Origin of the sequence: Streptodolium elevatio, from assembly GCF_040649515.1 — a bacterium.
In the GTDB taxonomy this organism is placed as follows: domain Bacteria; phylum Actinomycetota; class Actinomycetes; order Streptomycetales; family Streptomycetaceae; genus Yinghuangia; species Yinghuangia elevatio.
On sequence record NZ_JBEZFP010000139.1, the window covers coordinates 1 to 23,631 of the forward strand.

Genomic DNA, 23,631 nt, shown 5'->3' on the forward strand with positions numbered 1-23,631 from the left:
GTGGCGGGGCAATCGCCCCGCCACCACGCGCCGCGTGCTACGCCGAGCCGAGCGGTCCGGGTCGGCTCGCCGCCATCAGTTTCCGCAATTTCGAGGCCCGCAAGCTGCAGTTGGCGGCGCTGCGGTCAAGGATGGCGGCCGCGAATCGCGGTTTCCGGGTCAGGACCACGGCATCCTCGTCCGGAGTCCAGGGGCGCTGCGGGGTCCTGGGTCGCGGCTGGGCGGGTGGCCGGGTCCAGGCCGTCGCCATGGCGGCCTTCTCGGCCTTGCGAGGCAGGGCCAGCGCGCCGTCGTAGTACAGCGCTTTCGCGATGGCGACCGCGTGCTCGTTGAAGTAGACGATGTTGTACACGTTGTCCCGTCGATTCCGGTTCGGACTGCGCTCCGCACCGCTGATGCCGTGGCAGAACTCGACGAAGTAGTCCTTGATCGCGTCGCTCGACGTCGTCAGGCTCACGAACGGCGGCCCCTTTGCGGTGAATCCCACCGAGCCGTCCGCGTCGACCAGGCCCCGTACGTAGTCCCGTGCTCGGTGCGGTCCGGTGGGCGGCCTGATGATCTGCGACTTCTTCCCGTAGGGCATGCCAAGCGCGAAGAGCATCGTCCGGCCCTCGAACGAGCACATGGTCCACGTGCTCGCCTGGTGGTTGTCCTTGAAGTTGGTGTTGCGCGTACGGTCGCGCACGCTGCTCGGGTACGGGCACAACTCCTGGAACCGCAGCAGGATTTCGCGATCGGTTCGGGAGAGCTCGACGGTCAGCTTCCCCTTGTCGCCGGGGCCTGCGGACAGGGTGCCGTCGGCCTGGAGGAAGCCGAACATGTAGGAGTACTCGGGCTGGGTGAGGTCCATGAATCTCATGGCCCAACCGTCGTGCGCGAACGTGTGTTCGTCCCGCGAAACCGACGCGGATCACCTGTTCGGGGTAACTGTCGGCGTGGCGCCTTGCGTCAGGTGCGGCGCAGGGTGCCCTCGGGGTTGCCGGAGCCGGTGCTCGTGATGACGCAGTGGACGGTGTTGCCGGCGGGGTCGAGTTTCAGGGTGATCTGACCGCCGTTGGAGCACGCGGGCATCCCGAGGAGGCTGGGCTGCGGGCGGCCGTCCGGTACGTCCTGGAGTTTGACGACTCCGTTGTCGACGGAGATCAGCCGGGAGTTGCTGGTGCAGTCCGATTCCAACTCGGGGATGTCGGCGCTGGATTCGGCGACCACGCCCTTGTCGTTCGCCTGGTGCATCGTGATGGTGAAGGTCGACTGCCGGGAGCCCTGGCTGATGATGGTGCCGGTCCACTTGCCCAGGTAGCCGTCGGGGATCTTGGCCGCGGCGTTGCCCGTGCTCGGGCCGGGGGCGGTGCCGCCGGTGGGACCGGCGGTGCCCGGGGACGAGGCGGTCCCACCGGAGCCGGAGCCGGCGGGGGACTGGGGTGTGGCCTGCGGGCTCCGGGTGTCGGCGGGCGCCGACGGCGCCTTCGGGGTGTCCTTGTCCGCGGCGTCGGAGCGGGCGATCAGGGCCGAGGTGCTGATGATGGCGATCGCGCCCGCGATCGCGGAGAGGTAGAGCCAGGGTGTTCCGCGTCTCTCGCCCTTCGCGCGGGCCGGGAACGGCTCGGGGGCCGGGTATTGGTCGTACCGGGCACCCGATGGCGGCGGTGCGGCGGGCGCGCTCGCGAAAACCGGCACCGGGGCGGTCGCGGACTCGCGGGACGGAGCCGGCCCGCCGGGAGGCTGCGGCGGCGCGGCGGGCGCAGGCGCCGCCGGGGGGAACGCCGGGGCCGCGGGCCGCGGTGCGGCGGACGGCATGCGCGGGACGGCTCCGGTTTGCGGCGCGACCTGGGGTGCGACCCGCGGCATCGGCGGTGGGGTGCGCGGTCCGTGCTGTGACGGCGGCTGCGTCTCGTCGTAGCGCGAGGGCGGCTGCGTCGGTGCCGTCTTGAGGGACGGCCAGTGGTCGGCCGACGTCCAGTCCTCGGGAGGTGCGATGTCGTCGCCGGCGAGTTCGTCGATCTCCAGGAGGGCGATGGCGCGGCGGCTCAGGTCGGTGGTGAGTGGTCCGGGCAGCCAGCCGGGGGCGACGAGGGCGGCGGTGGAGCCGCCGGGGGCGAAGTGCGCGAGGAGTTCCTGCGGGCTCGGCCGGTTGCCGGCGAACTTGGCCAGGCAGGCGGATATGAGGTCGCGCAACGCCGGGGGCACGGCACCGAGTTCGGGGGACTTCGAGACGATGCGGAACATCAGTGCCTGTCCGCTGCCGGCGCCGAAGGGCCCTTCCGCGGTGGCCGCGAAGACCAGTACGGATCCGAGTGAGAAGACGTCGGTCGCGGGGCCGACGTCGCGGCCGTCGATCTGTTCGGGGGACATGAAGCCCGGTGAGCCGACGGTGGCGCCGGTACGGGTGTGCACGCTCGCGTCCAGGGCCCGCGAGATGCCGAAGTCGATGACGCGCGGCCCGTCGAGCGACAGGAGCACGTTGGTCGGCTTGAGGTCGCGGTGGATGAGCCCGGTGCCGTGGATGGCGATGAGTGCTTCGGCGAGGCCCGCGCCCAGGGTGCGCACCGACGATTCGGGCAGCGGCCCGTGCCGTTCGACGGCCTCGTACACGGAGGGTCCGGCGACGTAGCCGGTGACCAGCCACGGGCGGGATGCCTCGGTGTCGGCGTCGATGACGGGGGCGGTCCAGGCGCCGCCGACGCGTCGCGCGGCGGCGACCTCGCGGCGGAAGAGGTTGCGGAAGCCGACGTCGTCGGACAGTTCGGGGCGGATCACCTTGACGGCGACCGTGCGTCCCCCGGGGCTGCGCGCCAGGTACACGCGCCCCATGCCCCCCGCGCCGAGTACGCGCAGCAGGCGGTAGCCGCCGATCTCCCTCGGGTCGTCCCGGTCAAGCGCTCGCACCCGGCATGCCCCCTTGTCTCCCCCGATCGTCCCGACGCTCCCCGCGGCACCACGGGTGAGGATACGTCGCTCGGGGGTCGGGGCGCTTACCGTCCGGATCACGCCGTCCGCCGGTACGCGTCGGACGGGGCCGCGGAGGGCGGTCGCCGCGGCTCGTGCGGTGCCGGACCGGGCCGTGGGAGGTGTCCGTACGACTCCCGGAGTCGCCGCCGGGTGCCCGGAGATCGCTCCGGGGTGCCGGACGGCGGCGGTGTGCGGGTGCTCCCGTGACCCGCGCACCCCGCCGCCGTCCGGGGTCTGTCGGCGGCGGTCCCGGTACGTGCGTACCCGCGGATTCCGGCCGCCCCGCAGCCGCCGCGCGGGCTCAGGTACGAGCCGCCGAGGCCAGCAAAAGCGACAGCTAGCTGAAAATCAGAACGTAACCGGCATCTCGGCCAGGCCGCGGATGAAAGAGCTGGGGTGGTGGTGCAGCGTGACCCCCTCCTCCAGTGCGAGGTCCGGCAGCCGCTTGAGGATCTCCTCGAAGGCCACCTTGATCTCCAGCCGTGCGAGCGCCGCGCCGAGGCAGAAGTGCGGTCCGTTGCCGAACGCGAGGTGGTTGTTCGGGGTGCGGAACGCGTCGAACACCTCGGGGTCGGGGAAGATCTCCGCGTCGCGGTTGGCGGCGCCGTACAGGAGCATCACGGTCTCGCCGGCCGGGATGGTGACCCCGTGCAATTCGACGTCCTGGGTGGTCTGCCGGGCCATGTTGACCACCGGCGAGACCCAGCGCAGGCATTCCTCGACCGCGCCCGGGACGAGCGAGGGGTCGGTGCGCAGCTTCTCCATCTGGTCCGGGTGTGCGACGAGTTGCGCGAGGCCGCCGGATATGACGTTGCGGGTGGTCTCGTTCCCGCCGACGAGGAGCAGTAGGGACTCGCCGATCAGTTCGCTGAAGTCCAGTTTCTCGCCGTCGATTTCGGCGTGCACGAGGATGCCGATGAGGTCGTCGGTGCCGGGGTTCTCGCGGCGGTTCTCGATGACCTTGGTGGTGTACTCGACGTACTCGGTGAACGCTTCGCCGGCCTTGTAGCTCAGTTCGCCGCCGTCGGAGAGCATGACCATGACGTCGGCCCAGTGCTGGAGCTGGTCGAGGTGGTCGTGGTCGACGCCGAGCATCTCGCCGATCATCGTCATGGGCAGCGGGGCGGCGAACTGGCGTACCAGGTCCGCCTTGCGCTCGGGCTGGGCGAGCATGCGCGCGATGAGCGTGGTGACGATCTCGCGGACGTGGTCCTCCATGGCCGCGATCTGCCGCATGGTGAAGCCCTTGGAGACGAGCTTGCGGCGGCGGAAGTGCTGCGGGTCGTCCGAGTCGATCATGGACGGCTGCGGTCCGACCTTGGGGCGCGAGCCCGCGGCGGACGAGAAGATGTCGGGGCTGCGCTCGGCCATCAGGACGTCGGCGTGCCGGGTGAGTCCCCAGACGCCGGCCTCCTCGCTGTAGTACACGGGCGCGTTCTCGCGCAGCCAGGCGTAGTCGGCGTACGGGTCGCCCGCGTACCAGTCGCGGTCGAGCAGGTTGATGCGGCGCTGGGGCTCTGTCATCGTCGGGCCTCCGTGGCGGGTCACAGGTGTCACGTGTCGTGCGGCGGCGGGGCGTGGCGCGCCCCGGGGCCGCAGGGCGGGGTGGACCTACAGCACCAGCCGTACGGCGGTGCGCATCAGGTCCTGCACTTCCTCGGTGCTGCGTCCCCGGTGCGACAGGCTCAGCAGGCCGGAGAGGAGCACGTGCCCGAGGACGGTCTGCAGGTCGGCGATGTGCGCCTGCTCCTCGGCGGTCGCGGGTACGCCGAGCGCCAGGTCGGTGATGCGCACGATGGTGCCCGCGAAGGTGCGCTGCGACGACTCCGCCGACGGGTCGCGCGAGGTCGCCGCCTGGAGGATCGCCTCGGTGAGGAGCTTGTTCTCGGCGCTGACCTCGACGAGGCGGCAGAGCATGGTGGCGAGCCGCCCGGCGCCGTCGTCCGGCAGGTACTGGTCGGTGAGGCCGTCGATGACCTGGCCGATCCACAGCGCGGAGACCTCGGAGAGCAGGTGGTCCTTGGAGGTGAAGTAGCGGTAGACCGTGGCCCGTGCCACCCCGGCGCGGTCCGCGACGTCGTGCATGGTCACGGATGCGTAGCCGCCCTCGGCGGCGAGTTCGAGGGCCGCCCTGACCAGGCGTTCGCGCCGCGCCTGCTGGTCGCGGGTGAGGGCGCGGGTCAGGGTGATGGTGGTGTTGGACGGGGCCATGGTGCGATCTTGCCTCCGGATGAGACTGAAGTCTAGTCTGACGTCTCGTCAGATCCAGTGCACGTGTCTCAACCGAAGCCAGGCCGGGAGGCATAGTGGGACCCCTTGCAGGCATACGTGTCGTCGAGTTCGTGGGCCTCGGCCCCGGCCCCTTCTGCGGCATGCTGCTCGCCGACCTCGGCGCGGACGTGCTGCGGATCGACCGCGCCGACACCGCCCGCAAGGGCTTCGACGGCCCGTCCCGCAACCCGATGAACCGCGGCAAGCGCTCCGCGGCGCTGGACCTCAAGTCGCCCGACGGCGTCGCCACCGCGCTGCGCCTGATCGCGGAGGCGGACGCCGTCGTCGAGCCGTTCCGGCCGGGTGTGATGGAGCGCCTCGGCCTGGGCCCCGACGTCTGCCTGGAGCGCAATCCGCGCCTGGTGTACGGCCGGCTCACCGGCTGGGGCCAGGACGGCCCGCTCGCCAAGGCCGCCGGACACGACATCGACTACATCGCGCTGGCCGGCATGTTGGAGCCGATCGGCCGCGCGGGGCAGCCGCCGAGCATTCCGCTCAACCTGGTCGGCGACTTCGGCGGCGGTGGGCTGCTGCTCGCGTACGGCCTGGTCAGCGCGTTGCTTTCGGCATGGCGCAGCGGGCAGGGCCAGGTCGTGGACGCGGCGATGATCGACGGCGCGGCGCTGCTCGGCGCGACGTGGTTCACGATGGCCGCGGGCGGTGGACTCGGCCCCCGCGGCACCAACATGCTCGACGGCGGCGCGCCGTTCTACGACGTCTACGAGACGTCCGACGCCAAGTACGTCGCGGTCGGTTCGATCGAGCCGCAGTTCTGGGCCGAACTCCTGGCCCGGCTCGGCCTGTCCGAGGACCCGGTCTTCGAGAAGCAGTACGACCGCACGGCGTGGCCCGCGATGAAGGCCCGTTTCGCCGAGGTGTTCGCGACCCGCACCCGCGACGCGTGGTGCGAACTCCTCGAAGGCACCGACGCGTGCTTCGCGCCCGTGCTGGCCCCGGCCGAGGCCCCGGCCCACCCGCACCACGTCGCGCGCGGGGCCTTCCACGACGTCGGGGGCCTGCCCGAGCCGGCCCCGGCGCCGCGCTTCGGCGGAACTCCCGCCGCGGTTCCGGCGCGTCCGGTCAACCCGGGCCCGGCCGAGGACGGCGGCGACACCGACGCCGCGCTCGCCGCCTGGGGCCTGTCGGCCGACGAGATCGCCCGCCTGCGCGCGGCCGGCGCCGTGGTCTGACCCGACTCAGCGATCCAGCAAGGAGACCGATGGACATCCACGAGGCGCTCTACACGACACGTGCCATGCGCCGGGTCACGGCGGAGCCCGTTCCGCTCGACGTGCAGGCCCGCATCCTCGATGCCGCGGTCCGCGCGCCCAGCGGCGGCAACTCGCAGAGCTGGCGGTTCCTTCTCGTCGACGACCCGGGCGTGAAGGCGCAGATCGGCCCGCTGTACCGGGAGGCGATGGCCAACCTGTGGAAGACGCTGTACGCCCCCAGGATCGCCGCCGCCGAGGCCGATCCGGACTCCGCCGAGTCCAGGCAGTTCATCCGCGTGCAGCGGTCGTCGCAGTGGCTCGCTGACAACTTCGAGCAGGTCCCGCTGTTCCTGTTCGGCTTCGCGCAGCACGACTCGACCGGCGGCTCGATCTTCCCCGCGGTGTGGAGCGCGCAGTTGGCGGCCCGCGCGGACGGTGTCGGGTCGGCGCTGACGGCCGTGCTGGGCATCGCGCACCGCGACGAGGTCGCCCGCATCCTGGGTGTTCCGGCCGACGAGCGCTGGCACATGGCGTGCTGCGTGTCGTTCGGCTACCCGACCGGAAAGTGGGGGGTCGCGCCGCGTACGCCCGCGCACGAGGTCGCGTACCGCAACGCGTGGGGCGCGCCGGTCGGTTTCGAGGTCCCGGCGCCGCTGTGGCCCGCCACGTCCGAGCCCACCACTTCCGAGGAGAACAAGTGACCACCACCGAGCTTCCGCTGTCGGGTTCCGCCGCGTTCGTGTCGGGCGGCGGCAGCGGCATCGGCCTGGGCTGCGCGCTGCGGTTCGCCGCCGACGGTGCGCACGTGACGATCGCGGGCCGCAGCGAGGACCGCCTCAAGGGCGCGGTCGCGGAGATCGAGAAGGCCGCGGCGCCCGGTGTGCGGGTCGGGTACGCGGTCGCCGACGTCACCGACGAGGCGCAGACCAAGGCGGCCGTGGACCAGGCCGCTTCGCTCGGTCCGCTCAAGGCGGTCGTGGCGTCCGCCGGCGGCAACTCGACGATGGGCCCGATCACCCAGATCGACACGCAGCGCTGGCGCGACACCGTCGAACTCAACGTCACCGGAACGATGTTGGTGCTCAAGCACAGCGCTCGGCACATGGTGCGCGGCGGGGGCGGCTCGTTCGTGGCGATCTCGTCGGTCGCGTCGTCGAACACGCACCGCTGGTTCGGCGCGTACGGTGTCTCCAAGGCCGGGATCGACCACCTCGTGCAGTTGGCCGCCGACGAGTTGGGGGCGAGCGGCGTACGCGTCAACAGCATCCGCCCCGGCCTGGTGCGCACCGACATGGTCCAGATGATCACCGACGGCGGGCCGCTGCTGGACGACTACCTCCAGTGCACGCCGTTGGGCCGGTTCGGCGAGACCGAGGACATCTCGGCGCTCGCCGCGTTCCTGGTGGGTCCGCAGTCGACGTGGATCACCGGGCAGGTCGTCAACGTGGACGGCGGCCACCACCTGCGCCGCGGCCCGGACTTCACCAGTGTCCTGGAGCCCGTGTTCGGTCCTGAGGGCCTGCGCGGCGTCGTGGCCGAGGGGAGCTGAGCACGTGGCACCGGCGTTCAATCTCGCGGACCTGTTCGAGGTCGTCGCGGACGCGTGTCCGGACCGCACGGCCCTGGTCGCGGGCGAGGTACGGCTGAGCTACCGCGAACTGGACGAGCGCGCCAACCGGGTGGCGCACGCGTTCGCGGCCGCCGGCCTCGAACCGGGCGACCACGTGGGCGTGTACGCCCGCAACCGTGCGGAGTGGATGGAGGCGATGATCGGCGCGTTCAAGGCGCGCACCGTGCCGATCAACGTGAACTTCCGGTACGTCGAGGACGAGTTGCGCTACATCTTCGACAACGCGGACCTCAAGGCCCTGGTCGTCGAGCGCGAGTACCTGCCCAAGGTCGCCGCGGTCTCTCCCGACTCCCCGCTGCTGCGCACGGTGTTCACCCTGGAGGACGGCACCGACGGCGGCCCCGAGGCGCTGACCGGCGCGGACGGGCGCGCCGTCGCGCTGGTCGACTTCGAGAAGGCGCTCGACGCGGCCTCCCCGGACCGCGACTTCGGCCCGCGTTCCCCCGACGACCGCTACATGGTCTACACGGGCGGGACCACCGGCTTCCCCAAGGGCGTCGAATGGCGTGCCGAGGACATCTTCTGCTCGGCGATGGGCGGCGGCAACTTCGGTGGCGAACCGATAGCGGAGCCGGGCGAGTTGGCGTTCAAGGCCGAGTTGCCCGCGGTGGTGCAGATGCTCACGACGCCGCTGATGCACGGCAACGGCCAGTGGGTCACCTGGATCACGCTGATGGGTGCGGGGACCGCGGTGTTGTGGACCGGCCACCGCTACGACCCGGCGGAGATCCTGCGTACCGTCGAGCGCGAGCGCGCGGTGACGATGATGCTGGTCGGGGACGCGATGGCGCGCCCGATCGCGGACGAGCTCGCGAAGGGCGGGTACGACGCGTCCAGTCTGCGCGTGATCGGCTCGGGCGGCGCGCTGCTGTCCCCGGCGGTCAAGGAGCAGTTGCGCGGTCTGCTGCCGGACCTCTACATCTCCGACGGCTTCGGGGCCTCGGAGTTCGGCGCGGGCAGCGCGCAGAACGCCGCGGGCCGGTTCCCGCTCAAGCCGCAGACCGCGGTCCTCGGTGACGATCTCCGCCCGGTGGGCGTGGGGGAGACCGGCCGGATGGCGCGGACCGGGTACATCCCGGTCGGCTACTACAAGGACCCGGACAAGACCGCGGCGACCTTCCCGGTCGACCCGGACGGCGTGCGCTGGGTGGTGCCCGGCGACTACGCACGGGTCGAGGACGACGGCACGGTGACCCTGCTCGGCCGCGGTTCGGTGTGCATCAACACCGGTGGCGAGAAGGTGTATCCGGAGGAGGTCGAGGGCGTCCTGAAGGCGCATCCGGCGGTGTACGACGTGGTCGTGGTCGGCGTCCCGGACGCCCGTTTCGGCGAACGCGTCGCCGCGGTGGCCTCGGTGCGCGAGGGGCACGCCGTCACGATCGACGAACTGGCCGAACACAGCCGTTCGTTGATCGCCGGCTACAAGGTTCCGCGGGACCTGGTCGTGGTCGACGCGGTCCCGCGCTCCCCGGCCGGCAAACCCGACTACCGGTGGGCGAAGGACGTGGCGGTCAAGGCGTCGCAGGCGGCCGGCGCCTCGTAGGCGTCCGGCAGGTCCGGACGTGCGGTCAGACGCGGAGGTTGCCGCCGGGGTCCGCCTCGGCGGCCGCTTCGCGCGGGTCGCGGTAGCGCTGCGTCTCCAGGACCCCGGCGACCGTCAACACCGCCACGATCGCCGCGACTTCGGCGAGAGCCGAGGCGAACATGCCGAGCGGGATGGTCGCGGCGAGGGACAGGACGGCGCCGACCCGATAGCTGTTCGGGTGGATGCGGAAGGTGAACCGGGTCACCACGTTCGCGGCCAGGAACAGCGCGAGTCCGCCGGCGAGCGAGCAGGCCTGGGCGGCGTCGAGGCGGTCCGCGGGGTGGGCGACCGCGCTCTTGACCCCGGCGGCGAACAGCAGGATGCCGAGCAGCAGCGCGTAGTGGCCGTACCCGTAGACGGTCAGGGCACGCAGGCTGCGGGCCCGCAGCGGCATGGCGTCCATCGCCTCGGCGGTACGTGATTCCTCGTCGTCGCCGAAGTACGCCCACCACAGCGCGAAGCAGAGCATGAGGGTGAGCACCGCGGTGGCGATCAGCTTGAGGTCGAGCTCCAGGCCCTGCGCGCCGGCGCCGATGGCGATGACCGACTCGCCCAGGGCGATGACCACGACGAGCCCGTGGCGCTCCACGAAGTGTCCGGCGCGCAGCGGAAAGCGCATCGCGTCGAGCAGGTGCGGCGCGGCGATCTGCACCACCGCGGCCGCGGCCCAGGTGGCGATCTGGGTGGTGTCCTCGAGGTAGGCGCCGACCACCACGAGGACGGCGCTGGCCAGGTTGACCGGCGCGATCCGGGCGAGGGCCGCCCGTCCGGCGCCGGAGGTCGCGAACATCGCGGTGTGCACGAGCGCGACGACCAGGTAGCCCCAGCCGAAGGCGGTCGCGCTGTCGCCGTCGACGAAGGCGTGCGGGATGGCCAGCGAGACGACGAGGAAACCGGCCATGCCGATCATCAGGAGGCAGCGTCGCGCGGGCGTGGTCGGCGGGGCCGCGTTGTTGAGCCACACGTGCCCGCTGTACATCCACCACAGGATCGCGAGCATGATGACGACGCGGGTTATCCCGGTCAGGGTCAGGTCGCGGGCCAGCGCCGCGGTGAGCTGGGTGACGGTGAAGACGAAGACGAGGTCGAAGAAGAGCTCGAGGGTGGAGACGCGTTCCGCGGACTGGACTGCCTCGTCCGGCCCGGACTTGGGGAGGGTCACGGCGTCATTATCTGCCCCGCTTCGGGCTGGGGTGCGGGGTACGCGGCGGTAGTCCGCCCCGTACCCCGCCCGTACCCCGCACCGTGCCCGCGCCGCGACCGTGCGCCGCGGCCGCACGGATCCCGGGATCAGCCTTCGAGCGCGTGCGACTCGAATCCGTCGGGGCCCTTGGGGAGGTCGCCCGCGATGGTGATGCGCTGCATCGAGCGGTGCATGCCGGCCGGTACGTCGGTGGGCACCAGGTGCGCGGTCGCGCGGTTGTCCCAGAACGCGATGCTGCCCGGCTGCCAGCGGAAGCGCACGGTGAACTCGGCGTCCTGCAGGTGCTCGTAGAGCAGCGCGAGCAGGTGGCGCCCCTCGTTGCGGGTGAGTTCGAGGATGTGGCTGGTGAAGTTCGGGTTGACGAACAGGATCTTCTCGCCGGTCTCCGGGTGCACGCGCACGACCGGGTGCACCGAGCGCAGTCCGTCGCCGAGGAAGACCTTCGCGAGTTGGCCGGGCAGTTCGCCGCGCTTCATCGGGAGCGTGTTGTGGTGCACCGCGTGCAGGCCGTCGATGACGTCCTTGATCGGCTGGGAGAGCCGGTCGTACGCGACCGCGAGGTTGGTCCACTGCGTGTCGCCGCCGTACGGGGGCACGACGACGCCGCGCAGGATGGAGCCCATCGGCGGGTTGGGGATGAAGGTGACGTCGGTGTGCCAGCGGCTCTCCACCGAACCGCCGCCGCCCATGCCACCGCCGCCGCCCATCTGCTGGTTGTCGAGCAGCAGGATCTGGGGGTAGTCGGGGAACTGCGAGGGCAGCGTGGGGTGCGCCTTGGTGGGCTCGCCGAACGCCTGGGCGAACGCCAGGTGTTGGGCCTGGGTGATGTCCTGGTCGCGGAAGAAGACGACCTTCCATTTCAGCAGCGTCGCGCGGATCTCGGCGACCAGGGCCGGGTCGAGCGGTGCGGACAGGTCGACGCCGAGGATCTCGGCGCCGATGTGCCCGGCCATCGGGCGTATGTCGAGGCCGAGCGCGCTGTCGGGCGTTGTCGGGGTCGCGGCGTCGGATGTGGTCGTCACGGTGTCCTCCGGTTCTGGTGCGGGTTCTCGTGCAGGTGGGCCGCGGTCTCGGGGGAGACGGGCGCGGTGGTGAGGGCGACCGCGGTGTCGGTGAGGTGGGCCAGGAACACCGGGCGCGGGGCCAGGCTCGCGGCCCGGCCGTACTGGATGAGCGTTTCGCGGTTGGCGAGGGCGTGGCCGACGTACCCGGCGAGGAGCATCCAGCGGTCCGCGCGCAGCTTCCGCGGTACGTGGTCGAGCTGTTCGACCAGGCGGGTGCGGACGATGTGCACGCCGCGCGTCCACTCCTCGCGGCCGAGGTCGGCGACCGCGATGCCTTCGAGGAGGCCGGCGTTGACGCAGAAGCGCAGGTACCAGCTGGGGTTGCCGGGTTCGCCGAGGGCGGTCTCGGCGAGCGGGTGCAGGAACGCCTCGACCAGGCCCCGGACATCGTGGCCGCGGCCGTCGCGGTCGAGGTCGTCGAGGTATCCGAGGCGCCGCTCGTTGATCGGCTCCATGCGGTGCCGGAACACCGCGTCGACCAGGGCCTCCTTGGAGCCGAAGTGGTACCGCGCGGCAGCGGTGTTGCGCTGGCCGGCCTGGGTGCCGATCTCGCGCAGCGACACGCCGTTGACGCCGCGCTCGGCGAACAGCCGCTCCGCCACCTCGATCATGCCGAGCCGGGCCGCCGCGCCCCGGCCGTTCCCGGCCACCGTCTCCACGCTCATGGGCACAAGTTAAAGCGCCTGGGTTAATAACTCAAGTGGGTTAGGCATCCGATTCCGCCCCGGCTCCGGGAACGCGTGAGGCGCCTCCCGGGGGGAGGCGCCTCGTGTCGACACGTGTCGCCAGGCGGTTCCGGAGTCGGGTGCGGATTTCGGGGCGCACCCGGGGCGGAGGGCCGACCGCGGTTCAGGAATGCATCAGGCAGTACAACTGGTCGCCCGCACGGTGGAGTTCGTGCGCGAACGCGGTCCAGTCGTGCAGCATCCGGTAGAGGAGGTACGCGTCCCTGGGGATCCTGCGGTCCGGCACGGTCGACCAGATGAAGGCCGCCGCGCCCAACTCCTCGTCCGTCGCGTTGCGCAGCACCTCGAGCAGTATCGGCGGGAGCTGCATGACGGCGTGCGCGGGATGCAGCACCACCAGTTCCAGCGGCGGAGTGGCCTCGCGCGGGGTGTCGCCCAGCAGCGACAGCACCATCGCACTGACCGTCTCCGGTTTGACGTTGCTGATGTACGAGTTGCTGGGCCGCTCGCGCGGCTCGCACGGGTCGAGGGGGTCGATGAGCGGGGGGACCCGAGCGGCGGCGGCGCGGTCCGGCGCGCCGAAGTACTCGTACGTCACTCCCACCGGCCGCCTCCTTTCATGCTTCCGCCGTACTGGTGCCGACCTGGTACTGGTCTCGGGGTGGGGTGCTCCGACGTGACGTGTGTGCGACCCGCAGATGATCGTCCCAGGTCCGTCGTACGCGAGGCACGGCGGTTAGGTAACAGGTGTGCACCACTCGTCGGTGTCGGGAACCGGCTTTTCCGAAGGAGCGTCAGGAACCCCCCGGCGGGCTCGACATATCGGGCAAATGCCAGTGCCGCAAAGCCTGGTGGGAATCGGCGGACGGTTCGCCGGTGCAGCGTCCTCGGGGACTCCGGGAACGACGGGGGTGCCGCCACGCGGTCGCCGCGCGTGAATCGGGCCGTCGTCGACCCACGGACCATAGGCCCGTCCGCGTCCTCGCCGCCACGCGCACCCCGCCTGCCCTGAATACCGCGCTGCCCCTGTCCGACTGCCGCACTGCCCTGCCGACACGAGGATTGAGGGACTCGCGCGATGGCAGGTGACGGATCGTCTGATAATACCGGCCGTTTCCGCTCGTCCGGCTCCGCCTCAGGGTCGATTTTCCCGACATTCCCAGGGTTGCGGGTCGGCGGCGCGCGCAGTGAGAACATGGCAGCGTGAGCGCAGCCAGTGACCTCCCGTCCTATCCCTCCGATGCCCCCGCGTCCCAGGCCCTGTTCGACCGGGCCAGAGCGGTGACGCCGGGCGGCGTCAACTCCCCGGTGCGCGCCTTCCGCGCGGTCGGCGGCACGCCGCGCTTCATGGCGTCCGGGCGCGGGCCGTACCTCACCGACGCCGACGGCCGCGAGTACGTCGACCTGGTGTGCTCGTGGGGCCCGATGATCCTCGGCCACGCGCACCCGGCCGTCGTCGAGGCGGTGACCGCGGCCGTGGCGCGCGGCACGTCGTTCGGCACGCCGGGCGAGGGCGAGGTGGAGCTCGCCGAGGAGATCGTCGCCCGCGTCGCGCCCGTCGAGCAGGTGCGGCTGGTCACCTCGGGCACCGAGGCGACGATGTCGGCGATCCGGCTGGCCCGCGGGTTCACCGGCCGCTCGAAGGTGGTCAAGTTCGCGGGCTGCTACCACGGCCACGTGGACGCGCTGCTGGCCGCGGCCGGCTCCGGGCTCGTCACCTTCGCGCTGCCGGACACGCCCGGGGTCACCGGCGCGCAGGCGGGCGACACGCTCGTGCTGCCGTACAACGACCTGGCGGCGGTACGCGCGGCGTTCGCCGCGCACGGCGACGAGATCGCGTGTGTGATCACCGAGGCCGCGCCCGGCAACATGGGCGTCGTCACACCGGCGCCCGGGTTCAACGCGGGGCTCGCCGAACTGTGCCGGGAGCACGGCGCGCTGTTCGTCTCCGACGAGGTCATGACGGGCTTCCGGGTCTCGAAGGCCGGCTGGTACGGCGTCGAGGGGGTCACCCCCGACCTGCTCACTTTCGGCAAGGTGATGGGCGGCGGCTTCCCGGCCGCGGCCTTCGGCGGGCGGGCCGACGTCATGGCCCACCTGGCTCCGGCCGGCCCGGTCTACCAGGCGGGCACGCTGTCCGGGAACCCGGTGGCGACGGCGGCCGGCGTCACGACGCTGCGCCACTGCACCGACGCGGTCTACGAGCAGATCGACCGCACGTCCCTCGTGCTGCGCACCGCCGTCTCCGAGGCGCTGGCCAAGGAGGGGGTCGCGCACACGGTCTCCAACGCGGGCAACATGTTCTCGGTGTTCTTCACCGACCGCCCGGTGACCGACTACGACCAGGCGCGCACCCAGGAGTCGTTCCGGTACTCCGCCTTCTTCCACGCGATGCTGGACAGCGGCGTGTACCTCCCTCCGAGTGCCTTCGAGGCGTGGTTCCTGTCGGCGGCGCACGACGACGCCGCCGTCGAACGTATTCTCGAGGCGTTGCCGCGGGCCGCACGGGCCGCGGCGGAGGCGACGGCATAAGGCGGAGCGGCGCGTGCGGTGCACACCGCGCGCGTCCGGAGGCCGCGGGTGCCGGCGCCGCGCGTACCGGCGTCCCAGGACCGCACAGGAAGAGCAACCGACGATGTCCAGCAGCGATGTGACGATCGTTCACCTCATGCGCCACGGCGAGGTGCACAACCCGGAGGGCGTGCTGTACGGCCGCCTGGCCGGCTACCACCTCTCCGAGCTCGGCGTGAAGATGGCCGAGCGGGTCGCCGACCACCTCGCTTCGCGCGACATCACGCACGTGGTGGCGTCGTCGCTCGACCGGGCCCAGGAGACCGCGTCGCCGATAGCCGCGCGGCACGGCCTGGAGGTGGCCACCGACGACCGGCTCATCGAGGCGGCGAACATCTTCGAGGGCAAGACCTTCGGTGTCGGGGACGGGTCGCTGCGCAAGCCGGAGTACTGGCGGTACCTGCGCAACCCGTTCAAGCCGTCGTGGGGCGAGCCGTACATCGAGCAGGTCGTGCGGGTCATGGGCGCGCTGGGCCGGGCCCGGGACATCGCGCGCGGCCACGAGGCGGTGTGCGTGAGCCACCAGTTGCCGATCTGGGTGACGCGGTCCTTCGTGGAGCGCCGCCGTCTGTGGCACGACCCGCGCAGGCGGCAGTGCTCGCTGGCGTCGCTGACGACGTTCACGTACGAGGGCGACAAGATCGTCTCGGTCGGCTACACCGAGCCGGCCCGCGACCTGCTGCCGGCCAAACTCCAGCAGCAGGGCAAGCAGTTCGGCGCCTGAGGACCCTTGGTCATTTCGGGCAAATGGTGCAGAAAGCCCAAATGGCGGCGGCGTTCCCGGGGCATCCGCAGCAAAGGGATTGACACGGGGCGCCGCCCGGGCCCGATTTGCGGACCCGGTGCAGAGCCCTCCGAACCCCATGCGAAACTTTTCACATGCTCACACGACGACCGATCCTCCGCGCCGCCGCGCTGACCGCCGTTGCCGTGTTCGTCCTCGCCGGATGCGGCAGTGACGGAGGCGGCAAGGAAGCGAACGCGGACCAGCAGGGATACGTCGAGGGCAAGGGCATCAAGCAGGTCGCGGCGGGCGACCGCAAGGCCGCCCCGAACATCTCCGGCAAGACGCTCGACGGACAGGCCGTCTCGCTCGCCGACTTCAAGGGCAAGGTCGTCGTCCTCAACGTGTGGGGCTCGTGGTGCGCGCCCTGCCGGGGCGAGGCGCCCAACCTCGCGAAGGTCGCCGCCGACACCAAGGACAAGGGCGTCGTCTTCCTCGGCATCAACACGCGCGACGCCACCGAGACGAACGCGAAACGGTTCGAGGAGAACTTCCAGATCGAGTACCCGAGCATCTGGGACCCGGAGGGCCGCCAGATCCTCAAGTTCAAGGGCGACCTCAACCCGGCCGCGATCCCGAGCACGCTCGTGATCGACCAGGAGGGCCGCATCGCCGCGCGTTCGCTGCGCGCGGTCACCGTCGACGACCTGCGCATGATGATCGACCCGCTGCTGAACGGGAGCTGAGCCGTGCTCCTGGCGGCCGACCCCACCACGACGGTGACGAGCGGGTCCATCCTGCTCGCCATACCGATCGCGCTGTTCGCCGGCCTCGTCTCGTTCTTCTCGCCGTGCGTGCTCCCGCTGGTGCCCGGCTACCTCTCGTACGTGACGGGCGTCTCGGGCGCCGACCTGAAGGACGCCCGGCGCGGCCGACTGCTCGCCGGCGCGCTGCTGTTCATGCTCGGCTTCACCGCGGTGTTCGTCTCGTTCGGCGCGGCCTTCGGCTACTTCGGCAGCACGCTGATGGAGCACCAGAAGGTGATAACCCGGGTGCTCGGCGCGGTCACCGTGGTGCTGGGGCTGTCCTTCATGGGCGTCCTGCCCGGAATGCAGCGCGAGTTCCGGATCCACCAGAAGCCGACGCTCGGCCTCGCGGGCGCGCCTATGCTGGGCGTGGTTTTCGGACTGGGGTGGACGCCGTGCATCGGCCCGACCCTGGGCGCCGTGCTCGGGCTGTCGATCGACCAGGGCAGCGCGAACCGCGGCGCCGTCCTGACGGTTGCGTACTGCCTGGGGCTCGGCCTCCCGTTCGTCGTCGCGGCGCTTGCCTTCCGCAAGGCGCTCGGCGCGTTCGCGTGGGTCAAGCGGCACTACGTGTGGGTGATGCGCCTCGGCGGCGGTCTCCTCGTCCTGCTCGGCCTGCTGATGGTCACCGGGGTCTGGGACCGGATCATCCGCGAAATGCAGGCATGGGCCAGCGGATACACGATCGGAATCTGACGTGACCATCGACACCGAATCCGATAAGCGGGCCGCCGACGCCGGCATGTCCACGGCGCCTCAGCCGGACCGGTACGACATCCAGCAGCCCAGACTCGGACCCGGCGGCTGGCTGCGCTGGATGTGGCGGCAGCTCACCTCGATGCGGGTCGCGCTGATCCTGCTCCTGCTGCTGTCCCTCGCGGCCATCCCCAGCTCGGTGATCCCGCAGCGCACGGTGAGCCCGCTCAAGGTCTCGCAGTACTTCCGCGACCACCCCGGCCGTGCCGAATGGATGGACAAGCTCCAGCTGTTCGACGTCTTCTCGTCGTGGTGGTTCGCCTCCGTCTACATCCTGCTGTTCGTCTCGCTCGCGGGGTGCATCGTGCCGCGGGCGTGGGCGCACGCGAAGGTGCTGCGCAGCAGGCCGCCGGAGGCGCCCAGGCGGATGGAGCGGCTGCCGGCGTACGCGACCTGGCGTACCGAGGCCGACCCGGAGACCGTGCTCGCCGCGGCGCGCACGCAGCTCAAGAAGCGCCGCTTCCGCCTGAACCCGTCGGCCGGTTCGGTCGCGGGGGAGAAGGGCTACGCCCGGGAGACCGGCAACATCCTCTTCCACATCGCGCTGATCGGCGTGCTGCTCGCGTTCCTGCTCGGCAAGCTCTACACCGGGCAGGGCGGCAAGATCCTGGTCGAGGGCTCGCCCGAGGGCTTCGCCAACTCCTTCACGCAGTACGACGACTTCCAGTCCGGCGCGCTCTTCGACGAGAAGAACATGGAGTCGTTCGGCTTCCGGCTCACCAAGCTCGACCAGACCTTCGAGCGGCTCGGCACCCAGAAGGGCGCGCCGCGCGACTTCGAGGCGACCGTCGAGTACTGGGAGGGCGCCGAGGGCGAGCCGAGGTCCGGCAAGATCAAGGTCAACGAGCCGCTGACGATAGGGAACACCAAGGTCTTCCTGCTCGGCACCGGGTACGCGCCCGACGTCACGGTCCGCGACTCCAGCGGCCAGATCGTCCTCAGCGGGCCCGTGGTCTTCCTGCCGCAGGACAGCAACCGCACGTCGACCGGCGTCATCAAGGTGCCGGACGTCAGCCAGGGCCTCCAGCAGATCGGCTTCGACGGCATCTTCACGCCGACCGCGATGGTGGACCCCAGCAAGGGCTGGTACTCGACGTTCCCGTCGCTGGACAACCCGGCGCTGATCGTCACCGCGTACCACGGCAGCCTCGGCGTCGACGCAGGCGTGCCGCAGTCGGTGTTCCGGCTCAACACCAAGGCCATGGAGCAGTACAAGAAAGCGGACGGCTCGCCGTGGGCCGAGGGGCTGGTGCCCGGCGACACGAAGACGCTGCCCGACGGTTCGACGATCACCTTCAACGGCGTCAAGCCGTGGGCCAACTTCCAGATCTCGAAGGAGCCGGGCAAGGAGGTCGCGCTCTACAGCGTGATCGCCGCGATCGTCGGCCTGGTGCTGTCGCTGTTCGTACGCCGCCGCCGCATGTGGGTGCGTGCGGTGGCGGGACCCGACGGGCGTACCGTCGTGGAGGTCGCCGGACTGACGCGTACCGAAGGCGGCGGTCTGGGACAGGAGGTGCGGGCTCTCGTGGACGATCTGCGGGCGGCGGCACCTGTCGTTTCGACGGGAGGCACCGCCGCGGACGCTGCTGCGAACGACGCTGCGGACGTCGGCCCGGACAAGGCGGCGGACGGTGCCGGTGACGGGGCCGTGGCGCCGGACGAGGCGGAGCCGGGGAAGGCCGGGCCGGATGCGGCCGCGCCGCCCGCGGCCGAGCCGGACGGGACCGAGCCGGATGGGGCCGACGCGCAGACGGCCGACCGAGAGAAGAAGGACGAGGACTAGGCGTGCTTCTCAGCGCTGACGAGACGGTCAACGCCGTCAACGAGAACCTGGCCCAGTTGAGCAACTGGTGCATGTATTCGGCAATCGCCGTCTACACCTTGGCCTTCTTCGCCTTCTGCGCGGAGTGGGTGTTCGGCAGCCGCAGCCGCGTCGCGCAGCAGTCCGCGGCGCTCGCGGAGGCGTCGGCCGAGCGCGTGCCGGCCCAGGCCGCGCCCGCGAGGCCGGTGGCCCCGGCCGCCGCGATCGCCGCCGCGTACGGCGGTTCCGCCACCGGCGAGTCCGCGTCCGCGGTGGCGCTCGCCGAGCGTCCCGTCGTCGTGGTGCGCGACGCCGGGCACGACGGCGACGGCGCGGACGACGGGGGCGACGTCACCCGCGGCAGCGACCGCTCGGACCGCTTCGGCCGCACCGCCGTGGCGTTCACGGTGCTGGCGTTCCTGCTGCACGCGGGCACGCTGCTGGCCCGCGGCTTCGCGGTGAAGCGGGCGCCGTGGGGCAACATGTACGAGTTCTCCACCTCGGTCGCCCTCATGGTCGTCGCCGCGTTCCTCATCCTGCTGACCCGCCGCCCGGTGCGCTGGCTCGGACTGTTCGTGCTGCTGCCGGTCATCACCACGCTCGGCGTGGCGATCACGGTCCTCTACACCGACACCCAGCAACTCGTCCCGGCGCTGCACTCGTACTGGCTGTGGATCCACGTGTCGACGGCGATCGTGTCGTTCGGCGCGCTGCACATCGGGGCGCTCGCGTCGATCCTGTACCTGATGAAGGACAGCTACAACAAGCGCATGGCCGCCCCGGCCCCCGCGACGCGCCCGTGGGACACCATCATGGAGCGCATCCCGTCCCCCAACTCGCTCGACAAGACGGCCTACCGCGTCAACGCGCTGATCTTCCCGCTGTGGACCTTCGCCGTCGTCGCCGGCGCCATCTGGGCGGAGAACGCCTGGGGCCGCTACTGGGGTTGGGACCCGAAGGAGACCTGGTCCTTCATCACCTGGGTCGCGTACGCCGCCTACCTCCACGCCCGCGCCACCGGCGGCTGGAAGGGCCGCAACGCCGCCTGGCTCTCCCTGTTGGCGTTCGCCTGCTTCCTCTTCAACTACTACGGCGTGAACATGTTCATCAACGGCCTCCACTCCTACGCCGGCGTCTGACCGCGCCGATGCACCCCGTACGTGACCGCTCGACTCGGTACATGCCCACGCGGCACGGCGGCGCGTCGTGAGCACGGGGGTTCTTTCGCCGTTGGGTACGGCTTTTTGGGCTGCGCCGCGCCCGAATGGCCGCGCCGCGCCGACTGCGGGCCCGGCGACCGTGTACCAGTAGGTCTTGGTGACGAGCCATGTCTACGGGCGACGTTGGGCGCGAAACCCCGTCGTGGCGAGCCTTGGCCGCGCCGCTCGGCCCAGGGTCGCGCGCTGACGGGCTGCACACCAACGTCTGAGTTGCGGGCGGGTGTTGGGTGGCCACGCGTGGGCCCTAGCGCAGCCGTACGTTCCGCGCGCCCGCATGACGCGGCTGCGCGGAGCGGCAAGTGTCAGATGTGGCGGATTGGAGCCGTTGCACCTCACGTGTGCCCCGGGGCCATGGCCAACTACGCGCGCGCCGCGGGGTGTACGCGGTTTGAGCGGACGCACTCGGCGCGTGACGCGCGGGTGCCAGAACGGCCGCGCGGCTGACGCGTACTGCTAGACGTACGCCGACGACGCCGCGTCGGCTGCCCCGTGTTTGTACGTTCCGCGCGCCGCCCGGGGTGTGGGTGCGCGGAGGTTGGAACGGCTGTGCGTGGCGGACGCGTTCGGTCGGAGGGGGCCGCGCGACGGACTGCCATCCTGAGGGCGTCCAGCGGGTCTTCGTGGTGTCGCTTGGGGCACGTTGGCCACTTTGGTACCGGGGCAACTGCGTGTTTCGGATTCGGGGGTGCGATGTTGGCATGCGCCCCTTCTGCGCCGTTGGAACGAGCAACAGGCTGGGGGAGTATGGAACGGACCAGGTCTCGGGGAGGTGGCCGTGGACATCCTCAGGCAGGGGCGCCACCGGGCCCGCGGCGGCGACCCCGACCGGCTGCGTGCGTGGCGTCGGCGTGCCGCGGCCCGAATACTGCGCGCGACCGGGTCGCGGACCGGGGCGGCGTTGACTTTCGTCGTTCTCGCGATCGTCGCCTGGATCGCCGCGGATGTGATGGTGGGCGAGGGGGCCAGGTCGCCCGGCCGTTCCCAGTCCCCTTCGGCGAACGGGGGTGCCGTGCCTCCGGCGCCTCCCAACGAGCCGGGTCTCGTTGCCGCCGCCGGGCCTTCGGCGGAGATCCAGACCACGCCGACACCGGCCGCGCCGCCGACCGAGCAGGCTCCGGAGCCGTCGCCTCCCGCGCCGCCTCCTTCGAGTCCCACCCCGAGCCCGGCCCCGACCACCGCCCCGCCGGCGCCGCGGCCGGAGCCCCCGCCGGCCCCGACCGAGCCCGCGCCGGCGAATGCGCGGACCGCGTACGCGAAGCAGTACACCCTCCTGGTCCGCAGCGCCCCGACGCAGCGCGCCGATCTGGTGGCCTCGCTCCCCAACAACACGCCGGTCACCCTGGTCTGCCACACCACCGGGCCGAGCGTCGTGTCCTTCACGGGCCGCACCACGCAGACCTGGAACAAGGTGGTGATCCCGGACGGGCGTACCGGCTACGTCTCGGACGGCTGGGTGCTGACCAGTGCCGACGTCACGCGCCTGGTCCCCGCCTGTTAGGCCGTTTCCTTCGGATCGTCGTGCGGCCCAGATGTGGCTGGCGGCGATGACGATCGCGTCGATCGCCTGGTGCACCCGTCGCGCTGTGGTCGAGACGGGCCGGACATGGAACGGGACTTCGAGCGCTCATGCGAAAGGTGCCCAGGGGAGCCGCCCGAGTCACCTGGCGGCGGAGGCGGCCACGAGGGTACGTGCCAGCCGTACCGCCACGTCGGCGGTGAGCGGCGCGTGGTCGAGGATGAGGCGGTACCAGAGCACTCCGTAGACCTGATCGACCATCAGGTCCAGGTCCGCGTCGCCTGCCAACTCGCCTCGCCTGCCCGCCCGTTCGAGGATGTCGCGGAGCGCGGCGCGGCGGGCGGCGGTGAATTCGCTCATCATGCCGGCGAGGTGCCGGTCGTGGGCGGCCTCACGGGCGAGTGACCGCAGGACGGGGGCGGTCTCGGGTGCCGCCGCTCCGGTGAAGGTCGCGGTGACGAACGCCTCCAGGTCGCCCGCGAGGGCGCCGGTGTCGACCTCGGGGGCCACGGTGGCGGCCCGTTCGCTGAGCGCGTCGAGGAACACCGCGCCCTTGGACGGCCACCAGCGGTAGATGGTCTGCTTGCCGACCCCCGCGGCGCGGGCGATCGTGTCGACGGTGACCGGGGTGCCGTCGGAGTGGGCGAGCAGGTCCATCGCGGCGGCGAGGATCGCCTCGCGCACCCGCTCGTTGCGGCGGCGGCCCGTGTGCGGGCGATCTGCCTGGGCGTTCTGACCGGAAGACGGTGTCATGCCCAACATTGTACTCGTTGACAAGACTGCCAGTCTCGACAATGCTTCATGTCGAGACCAAAAGTCTCGGCAAGAGGAACAGCTGGAAAGGCAGGCACGTCATGAACGTCAACGGGCAGCGGATCGTGGTCATGGGCGGCAGCTCCGGCATCGGCGAGGCGGCCGCGACCCGGTTCGCGGCCGACGGCGGCGAGGTCGTCGTCACCGGCCGCGACCAGGAGCGCTTGGACGCCGCGGTCCGGCGCATCGGCGGCAAGGCCGCCGGGCACCGCCTCGACGGCGCGGACCCGGCGCAGGTCGCGGACTTCTTCGCGAGTGCCGGTGCCGTCGACCACCTGGTCCTGGCACTGAGCAGCTCGTCCGGGGCCGGCCCGTTCGCGGACCTCGACCTGGCCGAGCTCGCGGCCGGATTCGACGGCAAGTTCTGGCCGTATGTACGGATACTCCAAGCGGCGCTGCCCACGCTCCGCAAGGACGGATCGGTCACCTTCATCACGGCGGCTTCGGCCCGCGCGGCGTTCCCCGGCACGGCCGGACTGGCCGCGATCAACGGCGCGTTGGAGGCGATGGTGCCCCCGCTCGCGGCCGAACTGGCTCCTCTGCGCGTCAACGCAGTCTCGCCGGGAGTGGTCGACACACCGTGGTGGAGCCGGGTCCCGGAGGCCCAGCGCACCGCGTTCTTCGAGGGCCTCGCCGCCACCACGCCGGTGGGACGCGTCGGGCAGGCCACCGAGATCGGGGAGGCCGTGTACGCACTGGCCGCCAACGGGTTCATCAGCGGCGTCGTGCTCGACGTCACCGGCGGCGCGAACCTCCCCATGGGTCGCTGACCACCCCTCGGGATCGTCGTGCGGCCCATCCACATCTGGGCCGCACGACGATCC

Annotated in this window: 21 protein-coding genes; 12 read left to right on the plus strand and 9 right to left on the minus strand. The window is 71.4% G+C overall.

Translation table 11 applies throughout. From position 1 onward, the window contains the following. Positions 1-37: 37 nt before the first annotated feature. The 4 genes from AB0C36_RS35450 to AB0C36_RS35465 all read right to left on the minus strand — a co-directional run bounded on the left by AB0C36_RS35450 (position 38) and on the right by AB0C36_RS35465 (position 5,160). Positions 38-859, minus strand: a complete 822-nt coding sequence (locus tag AB0C36_RS35450; protein WP_358362469.1) for an LAGLIDADG family homing endonuclease — start codon at positions 857-859, stop codon at positions 38-40. Between the two features lie 89 nt (positions 860-948). Continuing rightward, positions 949-2,886: a protein kinase domain-containing protein gene (locus AB0C36_RS35455; protein ID WP_358362471.1), complete on the minus strand. Its 1,938-nt coding sequence runs from the start codon at positions 2,884-2,886 to the stop codon at positions 949-951. Positions 2,887-3,297: 411 nt separating this feature from the next. Beyond that, on the minus strand, positions 3,298-4,473 hold the full coding sequence (locus AB0C36_RS35460) for a cytochrome P450 (protein ID WP_358362472.1): 1,176 nt from the start codon (positions 4,471-4,473) through the stop codon (positions 3,298-3,300). An 87-nt stretch (positions 4,474-4,560) separates the two neighbouring features. After that, entirely contained in the window at positions 4,561-5,160 is a 600-nt protein-coding gene (locus AB0C36_RS35465) for a TetR/AcrR family transcriptional regulator (protein ID WP_358362474.1), read from the minus strand. A 95-nt stretch (positions 5,161-5,255) separates the two neighbouring features. On the opposite strand from AB0C36_RS35465, the gene AB0C36_RS35470 reads away from it, so the two are divergent. The 4 genes from AB0C36_RS35470 to AB0C36_RS35485 are packed head-to-tail and all read left to right on the plus strand — an operon-like array spanning position 5,256 to position 9,604. After that, complete coding sequence (locus tag AB0C36_RS35470) at positions 5,256-6,410, plus strand: CaiB/BaiF CoA transferase family protein (RefSeq protein ID WP_358362475.1); 1,155 nt, start codon at positions 5,256-5,258, stop codon at positions 6,408-6,410. A 29-nt stretch (positions 6,411-6,439) separates the two neighbouring features. Next, positions 6,440-7,132 carry a nitroreductase family protein gene (locus AB0C36_RS35475; RefSeq protein ID WP_358362477.1) on the plus strand — a complete coding sequence of 231 codons (693 nt, stop codon included), beginning with the start codon at positions 6,440-6,442 and terminating at the stop codon, positions 7,130-7,132. After that, a complete protein-coding gene (locus tag AB0C36_RS35480; RefSeq protein ID WP_358362479.1) occupies positions 7,129-7,980 on the plus strand; it encodes an SDR family oxidoreductase in 852 nt (283 codons plus the stop codon). The genes AB0C36_RS35475 and AB0C36_RS35480 overlap by 4 nt, the downstream gene beginning before the upstream one ends. Before the next feature lie 4 nt (positions 7,981-7,984). After that, positions 7,985-9,604, plus strand: coding sequence for an acyl-CoA synthetase (locus tag AB0C36_RS35485; RefSeq protein WP_358362481.1), 1,620 nt, complete (start codon positions 7,985-7,987; stop codon positions 9,602-9,604). 25 nt (positions 9,605-9,629) lie between these two features. On the opposite strand, the gene AB0C36_RS35490 is transcribed toward AB0C36_RS35485, so the two are convergent. The 4 genes from AB0C36_RS35490 to AB0C36_RS35505 form a co-directional block, all read right to left on the minus strand. Beyond that, a complete protein-coding gene (locus AB0C36_RS35490) occupies positions 9,630-10,808 on the minus strand; it encodes a low temperature requirement protein A (RefSeq protein WP_358362483.1) in 1,179 nt (392 codons plus the stop codon). A 128-nt stretch (positions 10,809-10,936) separates the two neighbouring features. After that, a complete protein-coding gene (locus AB0C36_RS35495; protein WP_358362484.1) occupies positions 10,937-11,872 on the minus strand; it encodes a TauD/TfdA dioxygenase family protein in 936 nt (311 codons plus the stop codon). Beyond that, entirely contained in the window at positions 11,869-12,579 is a 711-nt protein-coding gene (locus AB0C36_RS35500) for a TetR/AcrR family transcriptional regulator (RefSeq protein WP_358362486.1), read from the minus strand. The genes AB0C36_RS35495 and AB0C36_RS35500 overlap by 4 nt, the downstream gene beginning before the upstream one ends. A 184-nt stretch (positions 12,580-12,763) precedes the next feature. Then, positions 12,764-13,204, minus strand: coding sequence for a hypothetical protein (locus AB0C36_RS35505; RefSeq protein ID WP_358362488.1), 441 nt, complete (start codon positions 13,202-13,204; stop codon positions 12,764-12,766). A gap of 599 nt (positions 13,205-13,803) precedes the next feature. Between AB0C36_RS35505 and hemL the strand changes: the two genes are divergently transcribed. The 7 genes from hemL (at position 13,804) to AB0C36_RS35540 (ending at position 21,976) form a co-directional block, all read left to right on the plus strand. Then, entirely contained in the window at positions 13,804-15,132 is a 1,329-nt protein-coding gene (hemL, locus tag AB0C36_RS35510) for a glutamate-1-semialdehyde 2,1-aminomutase (RefSeq protein ID WP_358362490.1), read from the plus strand. A gap of 103 nt (positions 15,133-15,235) precedes the next feature. Continuing rightward, on the plus strand, positions 15,236-15,895 hold the full coding sequence (locus tag AB0C36_RS35515) for a histidine phosphatase family protein (protein WP_358362492.1): 660 nt from the start codon (positions 15,236-15,238) through the stop codon (positions 15,893-15,895). Positions 15,896-16,050: 155 nt separating this feature from the next. Continuing rightward, positions 16,051-16,641 carry a TlpA family protein disulfide reductase gene (locus tag AB0C36_RS35520; RefSeq protein WP_358362493.1) on the plus strand — a complete coding sequence of 197 codons (591 nt, stop codon included), beginning with the start codon at positions 16,051-16,053 and terminating at the stop codon, positions 16,639-16,641. A 3-nt stretch (positions 16,642-16,644) separates the two neighbouring features. Beyond that, the gene (locus tag AB0C36_RS35525; protein WP_358362495.1) at positions 16,645-17,397 is read left to right on the plus strand and encodes a cytochrome c biogenesis CcdA family protein; all 753 of its coding nucleotides are present in this window, start codon (positions 16,645-16,647) and stop codon (positions 17,395-17,397) included. Position 17,398: 1 nt separating this feature from the next. Next, positions 17,399-19,240 (plus strand): cytochrome c biogenesis protein ResB, encoded by a 1,842-nt coding sequence (gene resB / locus AB0C36_RS35530; RefSeq protein ID WP_358362496.1) that lies wholly within the window; start codon positions 17,399-17,401, stop codon positions 19,238-19,240. A gap of 71 nt (positions 19,241-19,311) precedes the next feature. Then, on the plus strand, positions 19,312-20,397 hold the full coding sequence (gene ccsB, locus AB0C36_RS35535; protein WP_358362503.1) for a c-type cytochrome biogenesis protein CcsB: 1,086 nt from the start codon (positions 19,312-19,314) through the stop codon (positions 20,395-20,397). Positions 20,398-21,253: 856 nt separating this feature from the next. Beyond that, complete coding sequence (locus AB0C36_RS35540) at positions 21,254-21,976, plus strand: SH3 domain-containing protein (protein ID WP_358362498.1); 723 nt, start codon at positions 21,254-21,256, stop codon at positions 21,974-21,976. Positions 21,977-22,135: 159 nt separating this feature from the next. Here AB0C36_RS35540 and AB0C36_RS35545 read toward each other — a convergent pair whose 3' ends face one another. Next, a complete protein-coding gene (locus AB0C36_RS35545) occupies positions 22,136-22,747 on the minus strand; it encodes a TetR/AcrR family transcriptional regulator (protein ID WP_358362500.1) in 612 nt (203 codons plus the stop codon). Between the two features lie 101 nt (positions 22,748-22,848). On the opposite strand from AB0C36_RS35545, the gene AB0C36_RS35550 reads away from it, so the two are divergent. After that, positions 22,849-23,577: an SDR family oxidoreductase gene (locus AB0C36_RS35550; protein ID WP_358362502.1), complete on the plus strand. Its 729-nt coding sequence runs from the start codon at positions 22,849-22,851 to the stop codon at positions 23,575-23,577. The last annotated feature ends 54 nt before the right edge of the window (positions 23,578-23,631 follow it).